The organism is Streptomyces longisporoflavus, from assembly GCF_014649775.1.
GTDB lineage: Bacteria > Actinomycetota > Actinomycetes > Streptomycetales > Streptomycetaceae > Streptomyces > Streptomyces longisporoflavus.
The window spans coordinates 446,621-461,630 of sequence record NZ_BMTR01000006.1; the positions used below are offsets into that span (position 1 = coordinate 446,621).

Below are 15,010 nucleotides of genomic sequence, written 5' to 3' on the forward strand. Positions count from 1 at the left end.
TGATCGCCTCAGCGGTCCCCGGCTTCCCCGGGGCGCGCACCCGGGCCGCCCGCCCGGTGCGGGCCGCTAGTCGTCGTCGACGACGGTGATCAGCGCGAGCGTGATGTTGTCGGGGCCGCCGGCGTCGATGGCGGCTCTCCACAGCTCGAAGACCGCGCGGCCGCCGTCGTGGGCCGTCAGCAGCTCGTCGAGGGTTTCCTCGGGCACGGGGTCGGTCAGACCGTCCGTGCACACAAGGAAACGTTCACCCCCGACGAGCGGCACCGTGCTGACGTGCGGGGTGACCGCGCTGAACCGGAGCGCGCCGCCGAGTGCCTGCGTGACGATCGACGTGGTGCGCCGGCCCGGCGCGGGCGGCGGGCTGTCGTCCACGCTCACCTGGCGCAGCGTGCCCGGGGCGCCGGGGCGGCTGACGTCGAGCACGCGGCTGTCGCCGACGTTGAACACGATCAGCTCGGAGCCGAGGACCACGACCCCCGCGACCGTGGTGCCCATGGTGGCCAGCTCCGGATCGTGCTCGGCGGCGTCGTACACGGCGTGATTGCAGGCGTTGAGCGCGTCGCGAACGGCCTGCTCGCTGTCCAGCAGCGGCCCGAGCGACGCGAGGCGCCGCGCGACGAGGCCGCTGGCCACCTCGCCGCCGGGCTGGCCGCCGATGCCGTCGGCGACCGCGACGACGAGGGGATTGCCGAGCGGGAAACCCAGGGTCTGCGGGTTCTCGCTCGTGGTCCCGCACAGTGTCCACGGGCCGACGGCCAGGCTGTCCTCGTTCTGATCGCGTACGAGCCCGGGGTGGCTCAGCGCGGTGACTGTGGTGTACGGCATCCTGGTCCGCCTCTCCGCAACGGCAGGCGTATCTCGCACCACCATTGTCGCGCCGCGAGCCGCCCGCGGCTCAGTTGCTGCCCGTGGTCACCCTCTGCCGGGCGGTGACCGGGCGTGCCATGGTGGGGGATCGGCTGGTCTGGACCAGTCTTCGGTCGCGGTGAGGAGCGTACGCATGCGCGGTACAACGGTCTTGCCCGGTGAGGGGAACAGCGGATTACCCGGCGGTGAAGGCATGCCGACCCATCGCCTGGAGGTGCCCATGCCCAATGCGCTGCCGTTCGCCATCGGCACGTTCGACACCATCGGGCCGATGTCGCGTGCCCCGTTCCCGCACCGGCACACCTTCCACGAGATCGTCCACATCACCGGCGGCACCGGCGAGCACGTCGTCGATCTGGGGCGCTTCGCGCTGCGGCCGCCGAACCTGTGTTTCGTCGCCCCCGGCCAGGTCCACCACTGGGAGGGTGTCACCGGACTCGCGGGGCACGTCATCCTCTTCACCGACGACTTCCTCCTGGACCACCCGGCGGACCGCTCCGCGTTGCGCGTGCTCGGACGGCGCTCCTGGCTCGAATTGCCCGGCGAGGCGGCCGAGCGGACCGAGCGGCTCATCGCCGAGCTCGACGGCGAGTACCGGGCGGGGGCCGACGGTTTCCAGAGCGTGCTGCGGGCCCTGCTGCACGTCCTCGTGGTGCGGTCGGCGCGGCTGCCCGCACGGCATCCGGCCGCCGCGGGGGTCGAGCCGCGTTCGCGGTCCGGCTCGGTCGCCGCGGAGTTCGTGGCCCTGCTGGGCACCCCGGAAGGCGCCCTGCTGTCCGTGCACGCGTGCGCGCGGCATCTGGGCGTGTCGGTGAGCTACCTCGGCGAGGCGGTGAAGGCCTCCACCGGCCGCACACCGGGCGAACTGATCCGGCAGGCCCGCGTGCACGAGGCCAAACGCCTGCTGCTGCGTACCGAGTTGTCGGTACGTCAGGTCGCGGCGCGGGTCGGCTTCGGTGACCCGGCCTATTTCTGCCGCTTCTTCCGCCGCGAGACCGGCGCGCGGCCCGGAGACTTCCGGCGCGGCGGCGGCGATATTCACCACGACCACCGCCTTGAGTCCATCGCCCGCGCCCATCGCCGCGCATAGCTTCGGTGCCGATCCGGAACCCACCCCACCCCCCTGGAGGAGCGATGGAGCACGAGAGCGGCACGACCGGTGACGGCACGGGCGACGGCGGCGGCGACCCGGGCAACAGAGGCGGCAACAGCGGCGGTCCGAGTCGCAAGACCGTCCTGAAAGCGGCCGCCGCGGTGGGCATGGCCCTGCCCGTGGCCCTCATCGGGGTCCCCGCCCTCGCCAGGACCGCGGGGGAGCGGGGCGTCACGCCCGAGGCGACCCCGGCCTGCGACGACGGCGACGACCCCACACCCCCGCAGATGGAGGGGCCCTACTTCAAACCCAACTCCCCCCGGCGCACCTCGCTCCTGCAGCCCGGCACACCGGGCACCCGGCTCACCGTCACCGGCTACGTCTTCGGGCGTGCCTGCCTGCCGATATCCAGGGTCCTGCTGGACTTCTGGCAGGCCGACACCTACGGGACCTACGACAACACGGGATTCCGTTTCCGGGGGCACCAGTTCACCGACGCGACCGGCGCGTTCCGGCTCACCACGATCGTGCCCGGCCTGTATCCGGGCCGCACCCGGCATCTGCACGTCAAGGTGCAGGCACCCGGCCGCCCGGTTCTCACGACGCAGCTGTACTTCCCCGGCGAACCGCGCAACAACACGGACCCGCTCTTCGACGCCCGGCTGCTCATGAACGTACGCACCGTCGGAAACGCGAAGGAGGCGGACTTCGACTTCGTGCTGAACGTGCCGCAGTAGCCCGCCCGCGGGGGCGGCTTCCTCAGTCGCCCCCGCCGCCTCCTCCGCCGCCCCCGCAGCCGGAACCCCCCGAGTCGCAGTGGTCGGAGGAGTCAATGCCGTTCTCCAGGGCGTTGCCCATGCGGAGCAGTTTCCGGCCGAGACCGGACGGAATCAACTGCGCCTCCATGACACCGCGCCGGACGGTGCCCTTGGGCAGGACCTCGGGGCCGCCGCACACGTACGCCGGCAGGTTCTCGTCCTCCTCGGCCGCCAGGAGCCGCTGTTTGCCGACCCGGGTCAGCTGGTGCCTGGCCCTGGTCACCAGACCCCACTCGGCGAGCCGGTCGGCGATCTGTGCCACCTCGTCGGACTCCCGCAGCTCCGCGCACACGGACGCCGTGCCGCGGTTGCCCCGGCACGCGGCGACCAGGGCGCGCTCGACCGGATGTGCCGGCGGCTCCCCGTCCACGGCGTCCACGGCGTCCACGGCGCGCACCCGCGACGCCCTGAGCCTGAGCAGCCCGCCCTCGGCAAGCGCGATCAGCGCGCACTCGACCACCCGCCGCGGCCCGCCCGCCAGATACGCGACGTCGTACACATCAAGGGCCCGCCGTGCTCCCACCGCCGTCGTGGCCCGCCTGAAGTACATCCGCATGCCCCCGCCCCCTTCGGACACCCCGTCTTTCGGCTGTGGTGCCCGACGGCGGGAGCGCACATCCCTCCCCCGGCCGCTTCAGAGCAAAACTTGAGGGTCCCGGCCTCACCCGCCTCTCTTGACAGCGACCGCCCCACGGCGACGCTTCACGGCCGACGACCTGACGCGAGTGGCCGCGTCGCGCCGGATGCCGGCAGCGGACGAGTAGCCCCCTTCGGCAGCAACCCGGGACTGATCCAGATCGACGGTTGGGAGACGATGCCGCCCGGCGACGTCTGCCAGGCCGTCCAGCGTTCGGCCTATCCCGACCGGTACGCGCAGTGGGAGCAGTTCGCCCGCGACCTGCTCGCGCAGGAAGGGCCCTCGGTCCCGCCGATCCCCTGACCAGTGAAAGATCCGCGACTGTGGGTGGCGACGGAACGTGCGCCACCCACAGTCCTCTCGGCCGTCGTTCCGGGGTAACGGCGGCAGCCTCAGCGGCACCGACTCCGCTGAGGCCGAACAGGGGCAGGGTCTGGGCAACCCTGCCGGCCTCAGGCGCGTGGCGGACATGAACGAGCTGAGTCACCCTTTGCTTCCGCCCGAACGGGGTCCGCGGATGCACCGGTCCGCGAAAATTTTTCACCCCTCGTCCTGGACGTCCTCCAGGCGGACCCGCAGAGTGCGGATGCCGCGCCGCGCATGGCTCTTGACCGTGCCCAGCGGCCAGCCGGTCCGCTCGGCGATCTGGGGGTGGGTGAGGTCCTCGTAGAACGCCAGGCGCAGCACTGTCCGCTGCGGGGCCGGAAGCATCGCCAACTCCTGTGTCAGCAGCGCCCGGTCGACCGCGTAGTCCATTCCCTCGGTGGCGCGGTGGTCCATGGTCGCGTACTGCGCTCCGACCCCCTCGACCAGCGCCGCCCGGCGGGTGCGCGCCTCCAGCGCGTCCGCGATCCTGTGCCGGGTGATGCCGGTCAGCCAGGCTCCGGGACTGCCGAGTTCGGGCCGGTAGCAGGACCGGCCGCGCCAGGCGGCGAGGAACACCTGCTGGGTGATGTCCTCCGCGTCACGGCTGTCGCCGAGCGCGCGCTGGGCCAGGACGTGCACCAGAGGGCCCCAACGGCGGTACGCCGAAGTGAGGTCGGCTTCGTCGCCGCCGGCCGGGCCCGCGTCCGGACCGGTGGTCACCGGAGTGCTCATCGCCGCTTCGTCAGCTCCTCCCGACGATCACAATCGTCGTCCGACCGGACAGAAACACGCAGTCGCGCCGTACCCTCGGCCGCGATCCGGTCATCCTGAAAACAGCCGCTCGCGCACGGCAACTCGCATCGGTTGTGCGTCGTATCGTGACCGGATGAGCGAGGGCAAGCACCGCGAGCGGGACGACCGGCCGGCGGGCGGCGGAGTCACCACCGGTGAACTGGCGCGGCGCCTGGGGGTGTCACCCACGACATTGCGCACCTGGGACCGCAGATACGGTCTGGGCCCTGCCCGACGCGATCCCGGTCATCACCGCCGCTGGTCGGAGCGGGACATCGCCGTCCTCGCGGAGATGGGGCGCCTCACCTCGGCGGGAGTGCCGCCGGCCGAGGCCGCCGGGGAGGCGCTGAAGCTGCTCGACCCCGGGACGGCCGCCGAGTCCGCGCCCGGCTCGGTCATCCGCACGGCTCCCGTGCCGCGAGCGAGGCGGTCCGCACGGCCGGTACCGCCGCATGCGCCCGACGCGCTCGTCCGCCGGCGAAAGGGCCTCTCGCGCGCCGCCGTACGGCTCGACGCGCCCACCATGCAGGAACTGCTGGCCGACGTGGTGGAGAGCGAGGGCCTGGTCACCGCGTGGCAGGAGGTGATGGTGCCGACCCTGCACGCGGTGGGCCGCAAATGGGAAGAGGCCGGTGACCGCTACGTGGAGGTGGAGCACCTGCTGTCCTGGCACATCTCCCGCACCCTGCACCGCTGCGCCACCGAGGCCGAGGACCCGGCCCCGTCGAGCGCGCCGGGAGCGCGGGCGCCCCTCGTGCTCGCCTGCGTACCGGGCGAACAGCACTGCCTGCCGCTGGAGGCGCTCAGCGCGGCCCTCGGCGAACTCGGCATCCCGCAGCGCATGTTCGGCGCGGCGGTACCGGTCGAGGCGGTCTCGGCCGCCGTGCGCAGGACGGGCCCGCCGGTCGTCGTCCTGTGGGCGCAGGCCCGCTCCACCGCGAGTGTCCCGCTGGCCCGGCACATCGCCGACACCCGCTGGGGGGTACGAGGTGCCCGTGGCCGGCCCGTGGTCATGCTGGCCGGGCCCGGCTGGGCCGGTCCCGCGGTGCGCGGTGCGCTGCGCCCCGGCAGCCTGCGCGAGGCGCTGTCCCAGATCGGCAGAGTGCGCGCGTCCGCCTGACGCCGGGGCCATCGCTCACCGGTGGTTCAGGCCGCCGCCTCCAACGGCGTGCGCAGAGCGCTGCGTTCGTCGCGCCAGGCGGACAGGAGCCGGGCGCCCAGGCGGTCCTCCAGGAAGCCCGTGGCCTCGATGCCGAAGACCACGTCGGACTCCAGGCCGGGTTCGCTCGCCAGGAGGCCGCCGATCACGTCGCGGCGCACCACCTGCTCGTGCACGGCGTCCGCCTCCACGTGCTCGTCGTAGAACCGCTCGGCCGCCTGCCCCGCGCCGCACCTGCGCATCGCCTTGGCCAGGCGCCGCGAACCCGGCGACGAGGTCACCTCGACGGCGGCGAAGTGACCGATGAGGGCGCCGCGCAGCGATCGGTGCAGGCCGAGCAGGGACATCAGATTGACCGTCGCGAGCACCTCGGCGGGCGCGGCGTCCAGGTAGTACCCGTACGCCGTCTCCAGGGCGAGGTCCTCCATGAGGTCGGCGTACAGCTGTGCGTGGATCTCCTCGGGGCGTCCGGCCCCGAACTCGTCGAACTCGACGGCCACCATGCCCGCCTTGGCGCGGCCGTGCAGCCGCGGGATGACCCAGGCGTGCGGGTCGGCCTCCTTCAGGTGGTACAGCGAGCGGGCCGCCGCGTACTCCCGCAGCTGCCACAGCTCGCCGTCGCGCTGGAGATGGTGGCCGACGCTGGTGCGGCTGTACCCGACGGGCTCCACGAGGAGCTCGGCCAGGGCGTGCTCGGCGCTGTCCGTGGACCGGCAGTTGGCGCGCAGGGCGCCGAGGAAGCGTCCTTCGAGCGCGCGGCGCAGACCGAGCAGCTCGGGGTCCCATTCGAGGTCCTCGCGGACACCGTCGAAGCCTTGGTAGTGCAGCTCGTAGAGCAGGTAGAGGGCGAGCTGGAGATCGTCGCCGTAGGGGTCGGCGTCGTGGGTGTCCAGGGACAGGGGGCCCGGGCTCCCGCCGCCGCGCAGTGTGTCGACCACCAGGCGGGACAGCGTGCCGCGGGGCTCGGGAAGGGGAGGGCTCGTGCGGCGTGACTCGCGGGGGGCGTCGTGCGTGGCGAGGCTCTGGATCTCAGCGGGCATCGGTTGATTCCTCCCCTTCGGAGTCCTGGTCGTGGTCCTTGCCGGTGCGGGTCGTGGTCCGGGCGTCGGTGCCGGTTTCCGGTTCGGCGTCGGGCGGGGCGTTCTCGTCCCTCCTGACGCGGCGGCGGTGGCTGGTGTCGCACCACGGGTAGGTCCGGCTGCGGCGGCAGGTGCAGATCGCGGCGGTGAAGCGCCGGGAGGCGATGACCCGGCCGTCGTCCCCGACCACTTCGACGGGTCCCTCGACGAGCAGGGGCCCCTCGGGGTCGATGGTGACGCGGCGGGGCCGCTGCTCTCGTGCGGTTTGCGCGGGCTCAGGTGCGTTCGGCACGGATGACCACCAGCTCTTCCATGTGCTCGCCGTCCTCGCCGTCCAGCATTCCCCGCCCGCGCAGGTAGGAACGGCGCGAGCGCAGGACGGGGCCGAAGGGGATCCGGGCCTGGTCGGCGACCGTGGTCTCCAGGCCCTCCTCCGTGAGGCGGCGCACGGTGGCGTCCGGGTCGCACAGCGCCGAGTGGACCAGGAGCAGCACGCCTCCGGGGCGCAGGGCCGCGGGGGCCGCGGCGCAGATCCGGTCGATCACCGCGCGGCCGTCCTGCCCCGCGTCCCAGGAACGGGCGGGGCCGCGCCGGGGCGGCCGCACGGAGGGGGAGGGCACGTACGGGGGATTGCTCGCCACCACGTCGTAGGTGCGGCCGGGCACGGCGGCCGTGAGGTCGCCCCGCAGGACCGTGATGCGCTGCCGCGTCACCATCGCGTTGAGGCGGGCGGTCAGGACGGCGCGCCGGGCGATGTCCACCGCCGTCACCCTGGCGCCGAGCCGCGCCGCGTGGACGGCCAGCGCGCCGCTTCCGGTGCCCAGGTCCAGTACGTCGGTGTCCGGGCCGATGGCCTCGCGGCCGAGCGCGCGGGCGAGGAGCTCCGTGTCGTCCTGCGGTGCGTAGACCCCGGGGAGGGTCAGCAGGCGTCCCGGGGCAGCCGGGACGGTCGTGTCGGCGACCATCACTCACCTCCGCTCGTCGTGGACCGCGGGGAGCCGAACCCGCTCCCGCCAGGCCCTCTCACCACATTCCGCTGTTCCGGCACCGGCCACCACTCGGGTGATGACGCACGGTGACAAATCGGGGCGACTGCACGCACCTGTGGCCTCATGAGTTCCTTTGGATGCTCGGCGCTCGCTCGCGCGACTTTCGGTCCCCAGGTGCCCGGTGATCCGTGCCGCACACGTGAGAGGTCCGCGGAAGCCGCGGACACGGCACCGCGCCGGGCGGGGGACAGGGGCGGGGATTGCGCCGGTGCAGCCCGGGTACGCGGCCATCCCTGCCACCCGGTGCAACAGCTGTGGGTGCCCCGAGACAGAAAGGGCGTCATGCCGCGCAACATCTTCGTACTGGGCCTCGACGAGGCCAACCTGCCGACACTGCGTGCCGTTCCCGGCGCGCAGGACTACGTCTTCCACCCTCTGCTGACCGTGGAGGAGCTGCAGGAGGGCGAGGTGTCGGTCCCCGGGCTGCTCGCCGAGGCGGAGCGGGTCCTGGACGCGTTCGACGGCCACATCGACGCGATCGTGGGTTACTGGGACTTCCCGGTCAGCACGCTGGTGCCGATCCTCAGCGAGCGCTACGGCACGCGCAGCACCAGTCTCGACTCCGTGGTCAAGTGCGAGCACAAGTACTGGAGCCGTCTGGAGCAGCGGAAGGTCACCGACGCTCATCCGCCCTTCGGCCGTGTCGACACGGAGAGCGACGATCCCAAGCCGCCCGAGGGCATGGACTTCCCGATGTGGCTCAAGCCCGCGCTGTCCTACTCCTCGGAACTGGCGTACGGGGTCAAGGACCAGGAGGAGTTCTCCGAAGCGGCCGCCCGTATCCGTGAGGGGATGGGCCGCATCGGGCGGCCGTTCGAGGACATCCTCGGCCGCGTCGAGCTGCCCCCGGAGATGGCCGACGTGGGCGGCCAGGTCTGCCTGGCCGAAGGCGCGCTCAGCGGCATCCAGGTCGCGGTCGAGGGCTACGTCCATGAGGGCGAGGTCACCGTCTACGGCATCATCGACTCGATCCAGTACCCCGACTCACCGTGCTTCCTGCGCCACCAGTACCCGTCGCGGCTCCCCGAGCCCGTGCTGGAGCGGCTGCGGGACATCTCGGAACGGGTGATGCGTCGAATTGGCATGAACGCGGCGACTTTCAGTATCGAGTACTTCTACGAGCCGCGGTCCGACGAACTCAACCTCCTGGAGATAAACCCGCGCCACTCCCAGTCACACGCGGAGATGTTCGAGTACGTCGACGGCGTGCCCAACCACCACTGCATGCTGAGCCTCGCACTCGGCAAGGACCCCGAGCTGCCCTACCGCAAGGGCGAGTACGCCACGGCGGCCAAGTGGTACTACCGCTGGTTCGCCGACGCCACGGTGCACAACGTGCCCTCGCGCAAGGACATCGAGAGCATCGAGCGCCGTATCCCCGGGGTGCGCATCGACGTGGTGCCCGAGGAAGGCCAGCGCCTGTCGGACATCTCCCAGCAGGACAGCTACAGCTACGAAGTGGCCCACATCTTCACCGGAGGGGACAGTGAGGAGGACATGCGGGCCAAGTACGACCAGTGTGTGGCGGCCCTCGGACTCACCTTCGACGAGGCCGAACCCGGCGGCCGCGAGACGAAGAACGACTGAACCACCGTCACCACCGCAACACGAAGGAGCGTCCCCGGTTTGCGCTACGTGAACGACCTTCCGTACGAGACCAAGGAAGAGGAGAACGTCACCATCCCCGTGGCGGACGGAACCCGCCTCGCGGCCCGCATCTGGCGGCCGACGTCCTCCGACCAGGATCCCGTCCCCGCGATCCTGGAGTACATCCCCTACCGCCAGCGCGATCTGACCGCCGAGCGCGACTCCATCCACCACCCGTACATCGCCGGGCACGGATACGCGTGCGTCCGTGTCGACATTCGCGGCACCGGCGACTCCGAGGGCGTGCTCAGGGACGAGTACCTGGAGCAGGAGCAGACCGACGCCGAGGACGTCCTGGCCTGGCTCGCCGACCAGCCCTGGTGCGACGGCACCACCGGCATGATGGGAATCTCCTGGGGCGCCTTCGCCGCGCTCCAGGTCGCCGCGCGGCAGCCGGAGAGCCTGCGCGCCATCGTCATCGCGTCCTTCACCGACGACCGGTACGCCGACGACATGCATTACATGGGCGGCGCCCTCCTGTCGGACAACCTCGCCGAGGCGGGCACCATGTTCGCCTACGGCACCATGCCCCCGGATCCGGCCGTGGTCGGGGACCGGTGGCGCGACATGTGGCACGAGCGGATGGAGGGCACCCGGCCCTGGGTGCTCGAATGGCTGCGGCACCAGCGGCGCGACGACTACTGGCGGCACGCGTCGGTCTGCGAGGACTACCAGGCCGTACGCTGCCCCGTCCTCGCGTCGAGCGGCTGGGCGGACGGCTACTCGAACGCCGTGACCCGGCTGCTCGGCAACCTGGACGTGCCGCGCAAGGGCCTGATCGGCCCCTGGTCCCACAAGTTTCCGCACCTCGGCGAGCCAGGGCCCGCCATCGGCTACCTCCAGGAAGTGGTGCGGTGGTGGGACCACTGGTTGAAGGGCGCCGACAACGGCGTCATGGAAGGCCCGATGCTGCGGACGTGGATGCAGGACAGCGTGCCGCCCTCCACGTCGTACGAGGAACGCCCCGGCCGCTGGGTGGGGGAGCCGTCCTGGCCCTCCCCGCACATCACTCCCGTCAAGCGGCGCCTCACGCGCCACGGGCTCTCCGCGCCGCTCACGGCTGCGGAGGCGTCGGCCGGCGACGCGGGTCCCGGTGAGGGTCTCTCCGTCCAATCACCGCTGTCCGTAGGCCAGTTCGGGGGCAAGTGGGCTTCCTACAACGCGCCCCCCGACCTGCCCTACGACCAGCGTGAGGAGGACGGTGGCTCGCTGGTCTTCCAGACCGACCCGCTGGTCGAGCGCACGGAGATCCTGGGTTCGGCCACCGTCGAACTCGACCTGGCGGTCAGCGAACCCGTCGCCATGGTCGCGGCCCGCCTGTCCGACGTGGCCCCCGACGGCAGCGCCACCCGCGTCAGTTACGGCCTGCTCAACCTCACCCGCAACGACGCGCACAGCGATCCCCGCCCCCTCGAACCCGGCCGCCGCTACCGCGCGGTCATCCCCCTCAACGGCGTCGCCCAGGCCTTCCCGCCCGGTCACCGCATCCGCCTCTCGCTCTCCACGTCGTACTGGCCGCTGGCCTGGCCGCCGCCCAAGCCGGTGCTCATGACCGTGTACGAGGCGTCGAGCACCCTGACGCTCCCGGTCCGCCCGGTGGAGGAGCCCGACGCGGTGCCCGCGCGGCCCTTCGACGAACCGGAAGGCACACGGCCGCGTACCTCGACCCAGCTGGTCGCCCCCGAGGAGCGCTGGCAGGTCAAGCGTGACCTGGTCGACTACGCCGCGGAGCTGGAGATCGTCAAGGACCGGGGCACCGTGCGCATCGACGACATCGGCCTCGATGTCGGCCGCCGGGCCTACGAGCGCTACAACTCCGTGGCCGAGGACTTCACCTCCGCCACCGGGGAGTCGGCCTGGACGATGTCCTTCCGCCGCGACGACTGGGACGTACGGGTGGAGACCCGCACCGTCCTCAGCTGCGACGAGGGCCACTTCATGGTGGACGCCACCCTGGACGGATACGAGGGCGACCGACGGGTGTTCTCGCGGACCTGGAACGAAAAGGTGCCCCGCGACTTGCTGTGAGCGGGCTGCCGAATTCGCGGCGGCGAGACGGCCGGAAGTTTCTGTTTGGCCCCCATTCGGCAGGGCACCCGATGCGTTGGAGGTTGATCATCCCCTCCCGCCATGAGAATCCCCGACTTCCGGGGAAAACCAATTCGAGGAGTTCTCGATGAGCAACGAAATCTGGAGCTACACCCCCACGGCCGGGCACGGCCCTGACGCCGACCTGGCGGGGTACAAGGTCGAGGCCGCGGACGGCCACATCGGCAAGGTCGACAAGCACTCGAACGAGGTCGCGAACCAGTACATCGTCGTCGACACCGGGCCGTGGATCTTCGGCAAGAAGGTGCTGCTGCCTGCGAGCACCGTCACCGCCATCGATCACGAAGACCGGAAGATCCTGGTCTCGCGGACCAAGGAGCAGATCAAGGACGCTCCGGAGTTCGACGAGGAGAAGCACTTGGGCGACCCCGCCTACCGTGACCAGATCGGCGGCTACTACGGCGGTCTGGGCCCGGGTCACTGACCCGGCCGGGGGCGTGAAAGCACCGCCCCGGTGACACTGAATGGCGTCCGAGGCACCTGGTGCCTCGGGCGTCATTTTCTTTTCACGGAACTGTGGCGATAAATTCCGCCGGCGGTGTGGCGGTGTGGCGGTGAATCGGTTGAACAAGAAGCGGCCTCTGCTTTCCCGTCGGCCTCGTTCTCATCCTTTTCACCCCCAGTTTTCCGCGTTTTCCGCCTGGAGCGGATAATCCGGGCCCGGCAGCGGCTGCTCGCTCAGGCGACGCGGGCGGCGATGGCCCGTGCGCACTCCAGGGACTCGGTCCGCGTCGTGTCCACCTCCATGTCGTAGAGCACGCCGCGGTGGACCAGCTCCGCCTGCGATGCCGCCATCCCGGCGACCCGGTCGCCCCGCGCCGTCTCCCGGCCCGCGGCGACCGTGCCGTCGCAGCGGACGCCGACCCAGAGGACCGCCAGATCGCCGAGTGACTTCTGCCAGCGCTCCCGGGACGCCGGGCCGCCGAGGAAGACCTCGTCGACGATGACCCTGGCGCCGGCCCGGGCCATCGCAGCGATCCCCGCGATCCATGCCGCCTCCAGTGCGCGGAACTCCGGGCCGACGCTCACCTCGCCGTCCGCGGCGACCTCGATCCCGTCCGACGCGGTCCGCAGGGACGCGGGCAGCGCCTCGACGAACGTGTCGCACCCGAACGTCAGCCACGGATCCGGAAGCACCGCCTGAAGACACCGTGCGATGCCGGATTTGCCGGAGCTTGAACCACCGTTGAGGACGATCACTTGAGTAGTCACCGCGCCACGGTAGAAGCAGCACGGCGCCGAGCGAAACGATTTCCCGCGTCTGCGGCCCCGGTCAGCCCGTGCCGTCGTACGGGCTGATGCGGCGGTAGGCGGCGCGTGCGTACAGGACGCGGCCCGTCGTCGTGCCGATGAGGGCGGCGCCCAGCAGGCAGGCCATCCACTCGGGGTCGCGGTGTCCGGCCCAGGAGATCTCCCCGACGGGATGGACGGCGAAATAGTTCAGGAGCATCCAGCACAGCAGGGCCGTCCCCGGCGCCGCGGCGAACCTGCCCCGCACGCCGAGCAGCGCGGCAAGCACCGAGAGAGCCGCGAGCGCGAACCCCGTGCGGTCGAGCGCCCCGACCAGATCGAGCACGGTCACCAGCGCGAACGTGCCCGCACAGGCTGCCGTCCAGAGGAAGGGCGTGGCCACGGGTTCGGGAACGACCCGTACGCCCTTGGCGATGTACCGCCACTCCAGCACCATCGACTCCTCCCCACCGCCGGTCCGCCGGGGCGCCGCTGCCCCGGGGACGTCCATGACCGGCGCCGCCCGCAACAGGACCGACGCACCGTGGATCGGGCACGGGCAAGGTCCCGGCCAGATTGTCGCACCAGATCCGGAGTGGTCTCTCGCTCGTCGTGTACCCGTCATAATTTCCGGATGGACCTCGCCCCGGCCCCCGAGCACCCCGCGACGCGACGGCGCGCCCGGATCGTCGTCGTCGGAGCGGGACCCGCGGGGCTCACCGTCGCCAACATCCTGCGTGCCGCCTCGGTGGACTGCGTGGTCCTGGAGACGGAGAGTCGGCAGTTCATCGAACAGCGGCCCCGCGCGGGCTTCATCGAGGAGTGGGCGGTGCGCGCCCTGGAGCAGCGGGGGCTCGCCGACCGGCTCCTCGCGCACGCGCAGACGCACGGCGCATGCGAGTTCCGCCTGGCGGGGGAGCGCCACCGGTTCCCTTACGGCGAGCTGTCGGGGCACCGGCACTTCGTCTATCCGCAGCCCCTGTTGGTGACGGACCTGGTACGCGCCTATGCCGACCGCGCGGGCGGCGACATCCGTTTCGGCGTACGCGACGTGAAACTGCACGGCATCGACACGGACCGCCCCTCGGTGTCGTACACGGACCCGGAGACGGGCGAGCGCATACGCGTCGACTGCGACGCCGTCGCGGGCTGCGACGGCGCGCGCGGCGTGACCCGCACCTACGCGGAAGCAGGGCAGGCCGGCGTTGCCCGGCACGACTACGGCATCGGCTGGCTCGCTCTCCTCGCCGAGGCGCCGCCGTCATCGGACTGCGTCGTCTTCGGCCTCCACCCCCGCGGCTTCGCGGCCCACATGGCCCGAAGCCCCGAAATCACCCGCTACTACCTCCAGTGCCCGCCCGGCGACGACTCCGGGAACTGGCCGCACGAGCGTGTCTGGTCCGAACTGCACGCCCGCCTCTCGGCGGCGGGGGCACCGCCGCTCACCGAGGGGCGACTGATCGAGAAGCGCGTCCTGGACATGCACAACTACGTCGTGGAGCCCATGTCCCACGGGCGGCTGTATCTCGCGGGCGACGCCGCCCACCTCGCCGCTCCGATCGCCGCGAAGGGCATGAACCTGGCGCTGCACGACGCGCTGCTGCTCGGCGACGCACTCGTCGCCCTGTGCACGCAAGGGGACGACAGCGCCCTGAACGGCTACTCGGCGGCCTGCCTGCCGAGGGTGTGGCAGTACCAGGAGTTCTCCCAGTGGCTCTCCGAGCTGCTGCACGGGACGTCGTCGGGCGACCCGTTCCGGGCGGGCATCGCCGCCGCCAGGCTGCGCAGGATTCTCCGCTCGCCGGCCGCAGCGGCCGCGTTCGCCGAGCTCTACATCGGAAAGGGCGCCGGCGACTGACCCGCCCTCGACCTCTACCGCAACGTTAGGATTGCTGTTCGCGGGGTCGGCCCGCGCCCCCCGCACCGCACTTTTCGCACGCCCCGGGTGATGCCAGGCGCTGCCCGAGCACGACAGGTACCTCTCTTGTCCACGTCCGCACTGTCCCCGGCCGCCCGGCTGCGCGGTCTGCGCCCCGACTGGCTGTCCGACCCGAAGGTCTGGCGCACCGAGGCACTCGCCGGTCTGGTGGTCGGTCTCGCGCTGATCCCCGAGGCGATCTCGTTCTCGATCATCGCCGGGGTCGATCCGGCGATCGGTCTGTTC

The 15,010-nt window shown here is 71.7% G+C and carries 15 protein-coding genes and 2 pseudogenes; 9 read left to right on the forward strand and 8 right to left on the reverse strand.

Going from position 1 to position 15,010, the window contains the following annotated elements:
• Positions 1 to 66 precede the first annotated feature (66 nt).
• A complete protein-coding gene (locus IE226_RS15685) occupies positions 67 to 825 on the reverse strand; it encodes a PP2C family protein-serine/threonine phosphatase (RefSeq protein ID WP_190081806.1) in 759 nt (252 codons plus the stop codon).
• A 175-nt stretch (positions 826 to 1,000) separates the two neighbouring features.
• Here IE226_RS15685 and IE226_RS15690 point away from each other — a divergent pair, with 175 nt between their 5' ends.
• Positions 1,001 to 1,957, forward strand: coding sequence for a helix-turn-helix transcriptional regulator (locus IE226_RS15690; RefSeq protein WP_190081807.1), 957 nt, complete (start codon positions 1,001 to 1,003; stop codon positions 1,955 to 1,957).
• Positions 1,958 to 2,001: 44 nt separating this feature from the next.
• Positions 2,002 to 2,694, forward strand: a pseudogene (locus IE226_RS15695) (dioxygenase family protein); the annotation flags it as partial.
• A 25-nt stretch (positions 2,695 to 2,719) separates the two neighbouring features.
• On the opposite strand, the gene IE226_RS15700 reads toward IE226_RS15695, so the two are convergent.
• A complete protein-coding gene (locus tag IE226_RS15700; protein WP_229870984.1) occupies positions 2,720 to 3,334 on the reverse strand; it encodes a TIGR04222 domain-containing membrane protein in 615 nt (204 codons plus the stop codon).
• 219 nt (positions 3,335 to 3,553) lie between these two features.
• Between IE226_RS15700 and IE226_RS15705 the strand changes: the two are divergent.
• Positions 3,554 to 3,718: pseudogene (locus IE226_RS15705) on the forward strand (peptidoglycan-binding protein); the annotation flags it as partial.
• 237 nt (positions 3,719 to 3,955) lie between these two features.
• On the opposite strand, the gene IE226_RS15710 reads toward IE226_RS15705, so the two are convergent.
• A complete protein-coding gene (locus IE226_RS15710) occupies positions 3,956 to 4,513 on the reverse strand; it encodes an RNA polymerase sigma factor (RefSeq protein WP_190081809.1) in 558 nt (185 codons plus the stop codon).
• A gap of 154 nt (positions 4,514 to 4,667) precedes the next feature.
• On the opposite strand from IE226_RS15710, the gene IE226_RS15715 reads away from it, so the two are divergent.
• The gene (locus IE226_RS15715) at positions 4,668 to 5,693 is read left to right on the forward strand and encodes a MerR family transcriptional regulator (protein WP_190081810.1); all 1,026 of its coding nucleotides are present in this window, start codon (positions 4,668 to 4,670) and stop codon (positions 5,691 to 5,693) included.
• A 26-nt stretch (positions 5,694 to 5,719) separates the two neighbouring features.
• Here the strand turns inward: IE226_RS15715 and IE226_RS15720 are convergent, their stop codons facing one another.
• Genes IE226_RS15720 through IE226_RS15730 form a run of 3 tightly spaced genes read right to left on the reverse strand, consistent with a single transcriptional unit; the run spans position 5,720 to position 7,776 of the window.
• The gene (locus IE226_RS15720; RefSeq protein WP_190081811.1) at positions 5,720 to 6,772 is read right to left on the reverse strand and encodes an iron-containing redox enzyme family protein; all 1,053 of its coding nucleotides are present in this window, start codon (positions 6,770 to 6,772) and stop codon (positions 5,720 to 5,722) included.
• The gene (locus tag IE226_RS15725; protein ID WP_190081812.1) at positions 6,762 to 7,103 is read right to left on the reverse strand and encodes a CDGSH iron-sulfur domain-containing protein; all 342 of its coding nucleotides are present in this window, start codon (positions 7,101 to 7,103) and stop codon (positions 6,762 to 6,764) included. The genes IE226_RS15720 and IE226_RS15725 overlap by 11 nt, the downstream gene beginning before the upstream one ends.
• Entirely contained in the window at positions 7,087 to 7,776 is a 690-nt protein-coding gene (locus IE226_RS15730) for a HemK2/MTQ2 family protein methyltransferase (RefSeq protein WP_190081813.1), read from the reverse strand. The genes IE226_RS15725 and IE226_RS15730 overlap by 17 nt, the downstream gene beginning before the upstream one ends.
• 366 nt (positions 7,777 to 8,142) lie before the next feature.
• Between IE226_RS15730 and IE226_RS15735 the strand changes: the two genes are divergently transcribed.
• The 3 genes from IE226_RS15735 to IE226_RS15745 all read left to right on the forward strand — a co-directional run bounded on the left by IE226_RS15735 (position 8,143) and on the right by IE226_RS15745 (position 12,040).
• Positions 8,143 to 9,447, forward strand: coding sequence for an ATP-grasp domain-containing protein (locus IE226_RS15735; protein ID WP_190081814.1), 1,305 nt, complete (start codon positions 8,143 to 8,145; stop codon positions 9,445 to 9,447).
• Positions 9,448 to 9,486: 39 nt separating this feature from the next.
• Positions 9,487 to 11,535: a CocE/NonD family hydrolase gene (locus tag IE226_RS15740; protein WP_190081815.1), complete on the forward strand. Its 2,049-nt coding sequence runs from the start codon at positions 9,487 to 9,489 to the stop codon at positions 11,533 to 11,535.
• Positions 11,536 to 11,683: 148 nt separating this feature from the next.
• Entirely contained in the window at positions 11,684 to 12,040 is a 357-nt protein-coding gene (locus tag IE226_RS15745) for a PRC-barrel domain-containing protein (protein ID WP_190081816.1), read from the forward strand.
• A 254-nt stretch (positions 12,041 to 12,294) separates the two neighbouring features.
• On the opposite strand, the gene cpt is transcribed toward IE226_RS15745, so the two are convergent.
• Positions 12,295 to 12,828: a chloramphenicol phosphotransferase CPT gene (cpt, locus tag IE226_RS15750; protein ID WP_190081817.1), complete on the reverse strand. Its 534-nt coding sequence runs from the start codon at positions 12,826 to 12,828 to the stop codon at positions 12,295 to 12,297.
• Positions 12,829 to 12,889: 61 nt separating this feature from the next.
• A complete protein-coding gene (locus tag IE226_RS15755; RefSeq protein ID WP_308429467.1) occupies positions 12,890 to 13,357 on the reverse strand; it encodes a hypothetical protein in 468 nt (155 codons plus the stop codon).
• 123 nt (positions 13,358 to 13,480) lie between these two features.
• Here IE226_RS15755 and IE226_RS15760 point away from each other — a divergent pair, with 123 nt between their 5' ends.
• Together IE226_RS15760 and IE226_RS15765 are read left to right on the forward strand one after the other, a co-directional pair.
• Complete coding sequence (locus IE226_RS15760; RefSeq protein WP_190081818.1) at positions 13,481 to 14,704, forward strand: 4-hydroxybenzoate 3-monooxygenase; 1,224 nt, start codon at positions 13,481 to 13,483, stop codon at positions 14,702 to 14,704.
• 126 nt (positions 14,705 to 14,830) lie between these two features.
• Positions 14,831 to 15,010 (forward strand): SulP family inorganic anion transporter (locus IE226_RS15765; RefSeq protein ID WP_373306959.1); only part of this gene is annotated, 180 nt, incomplete at its 3' end.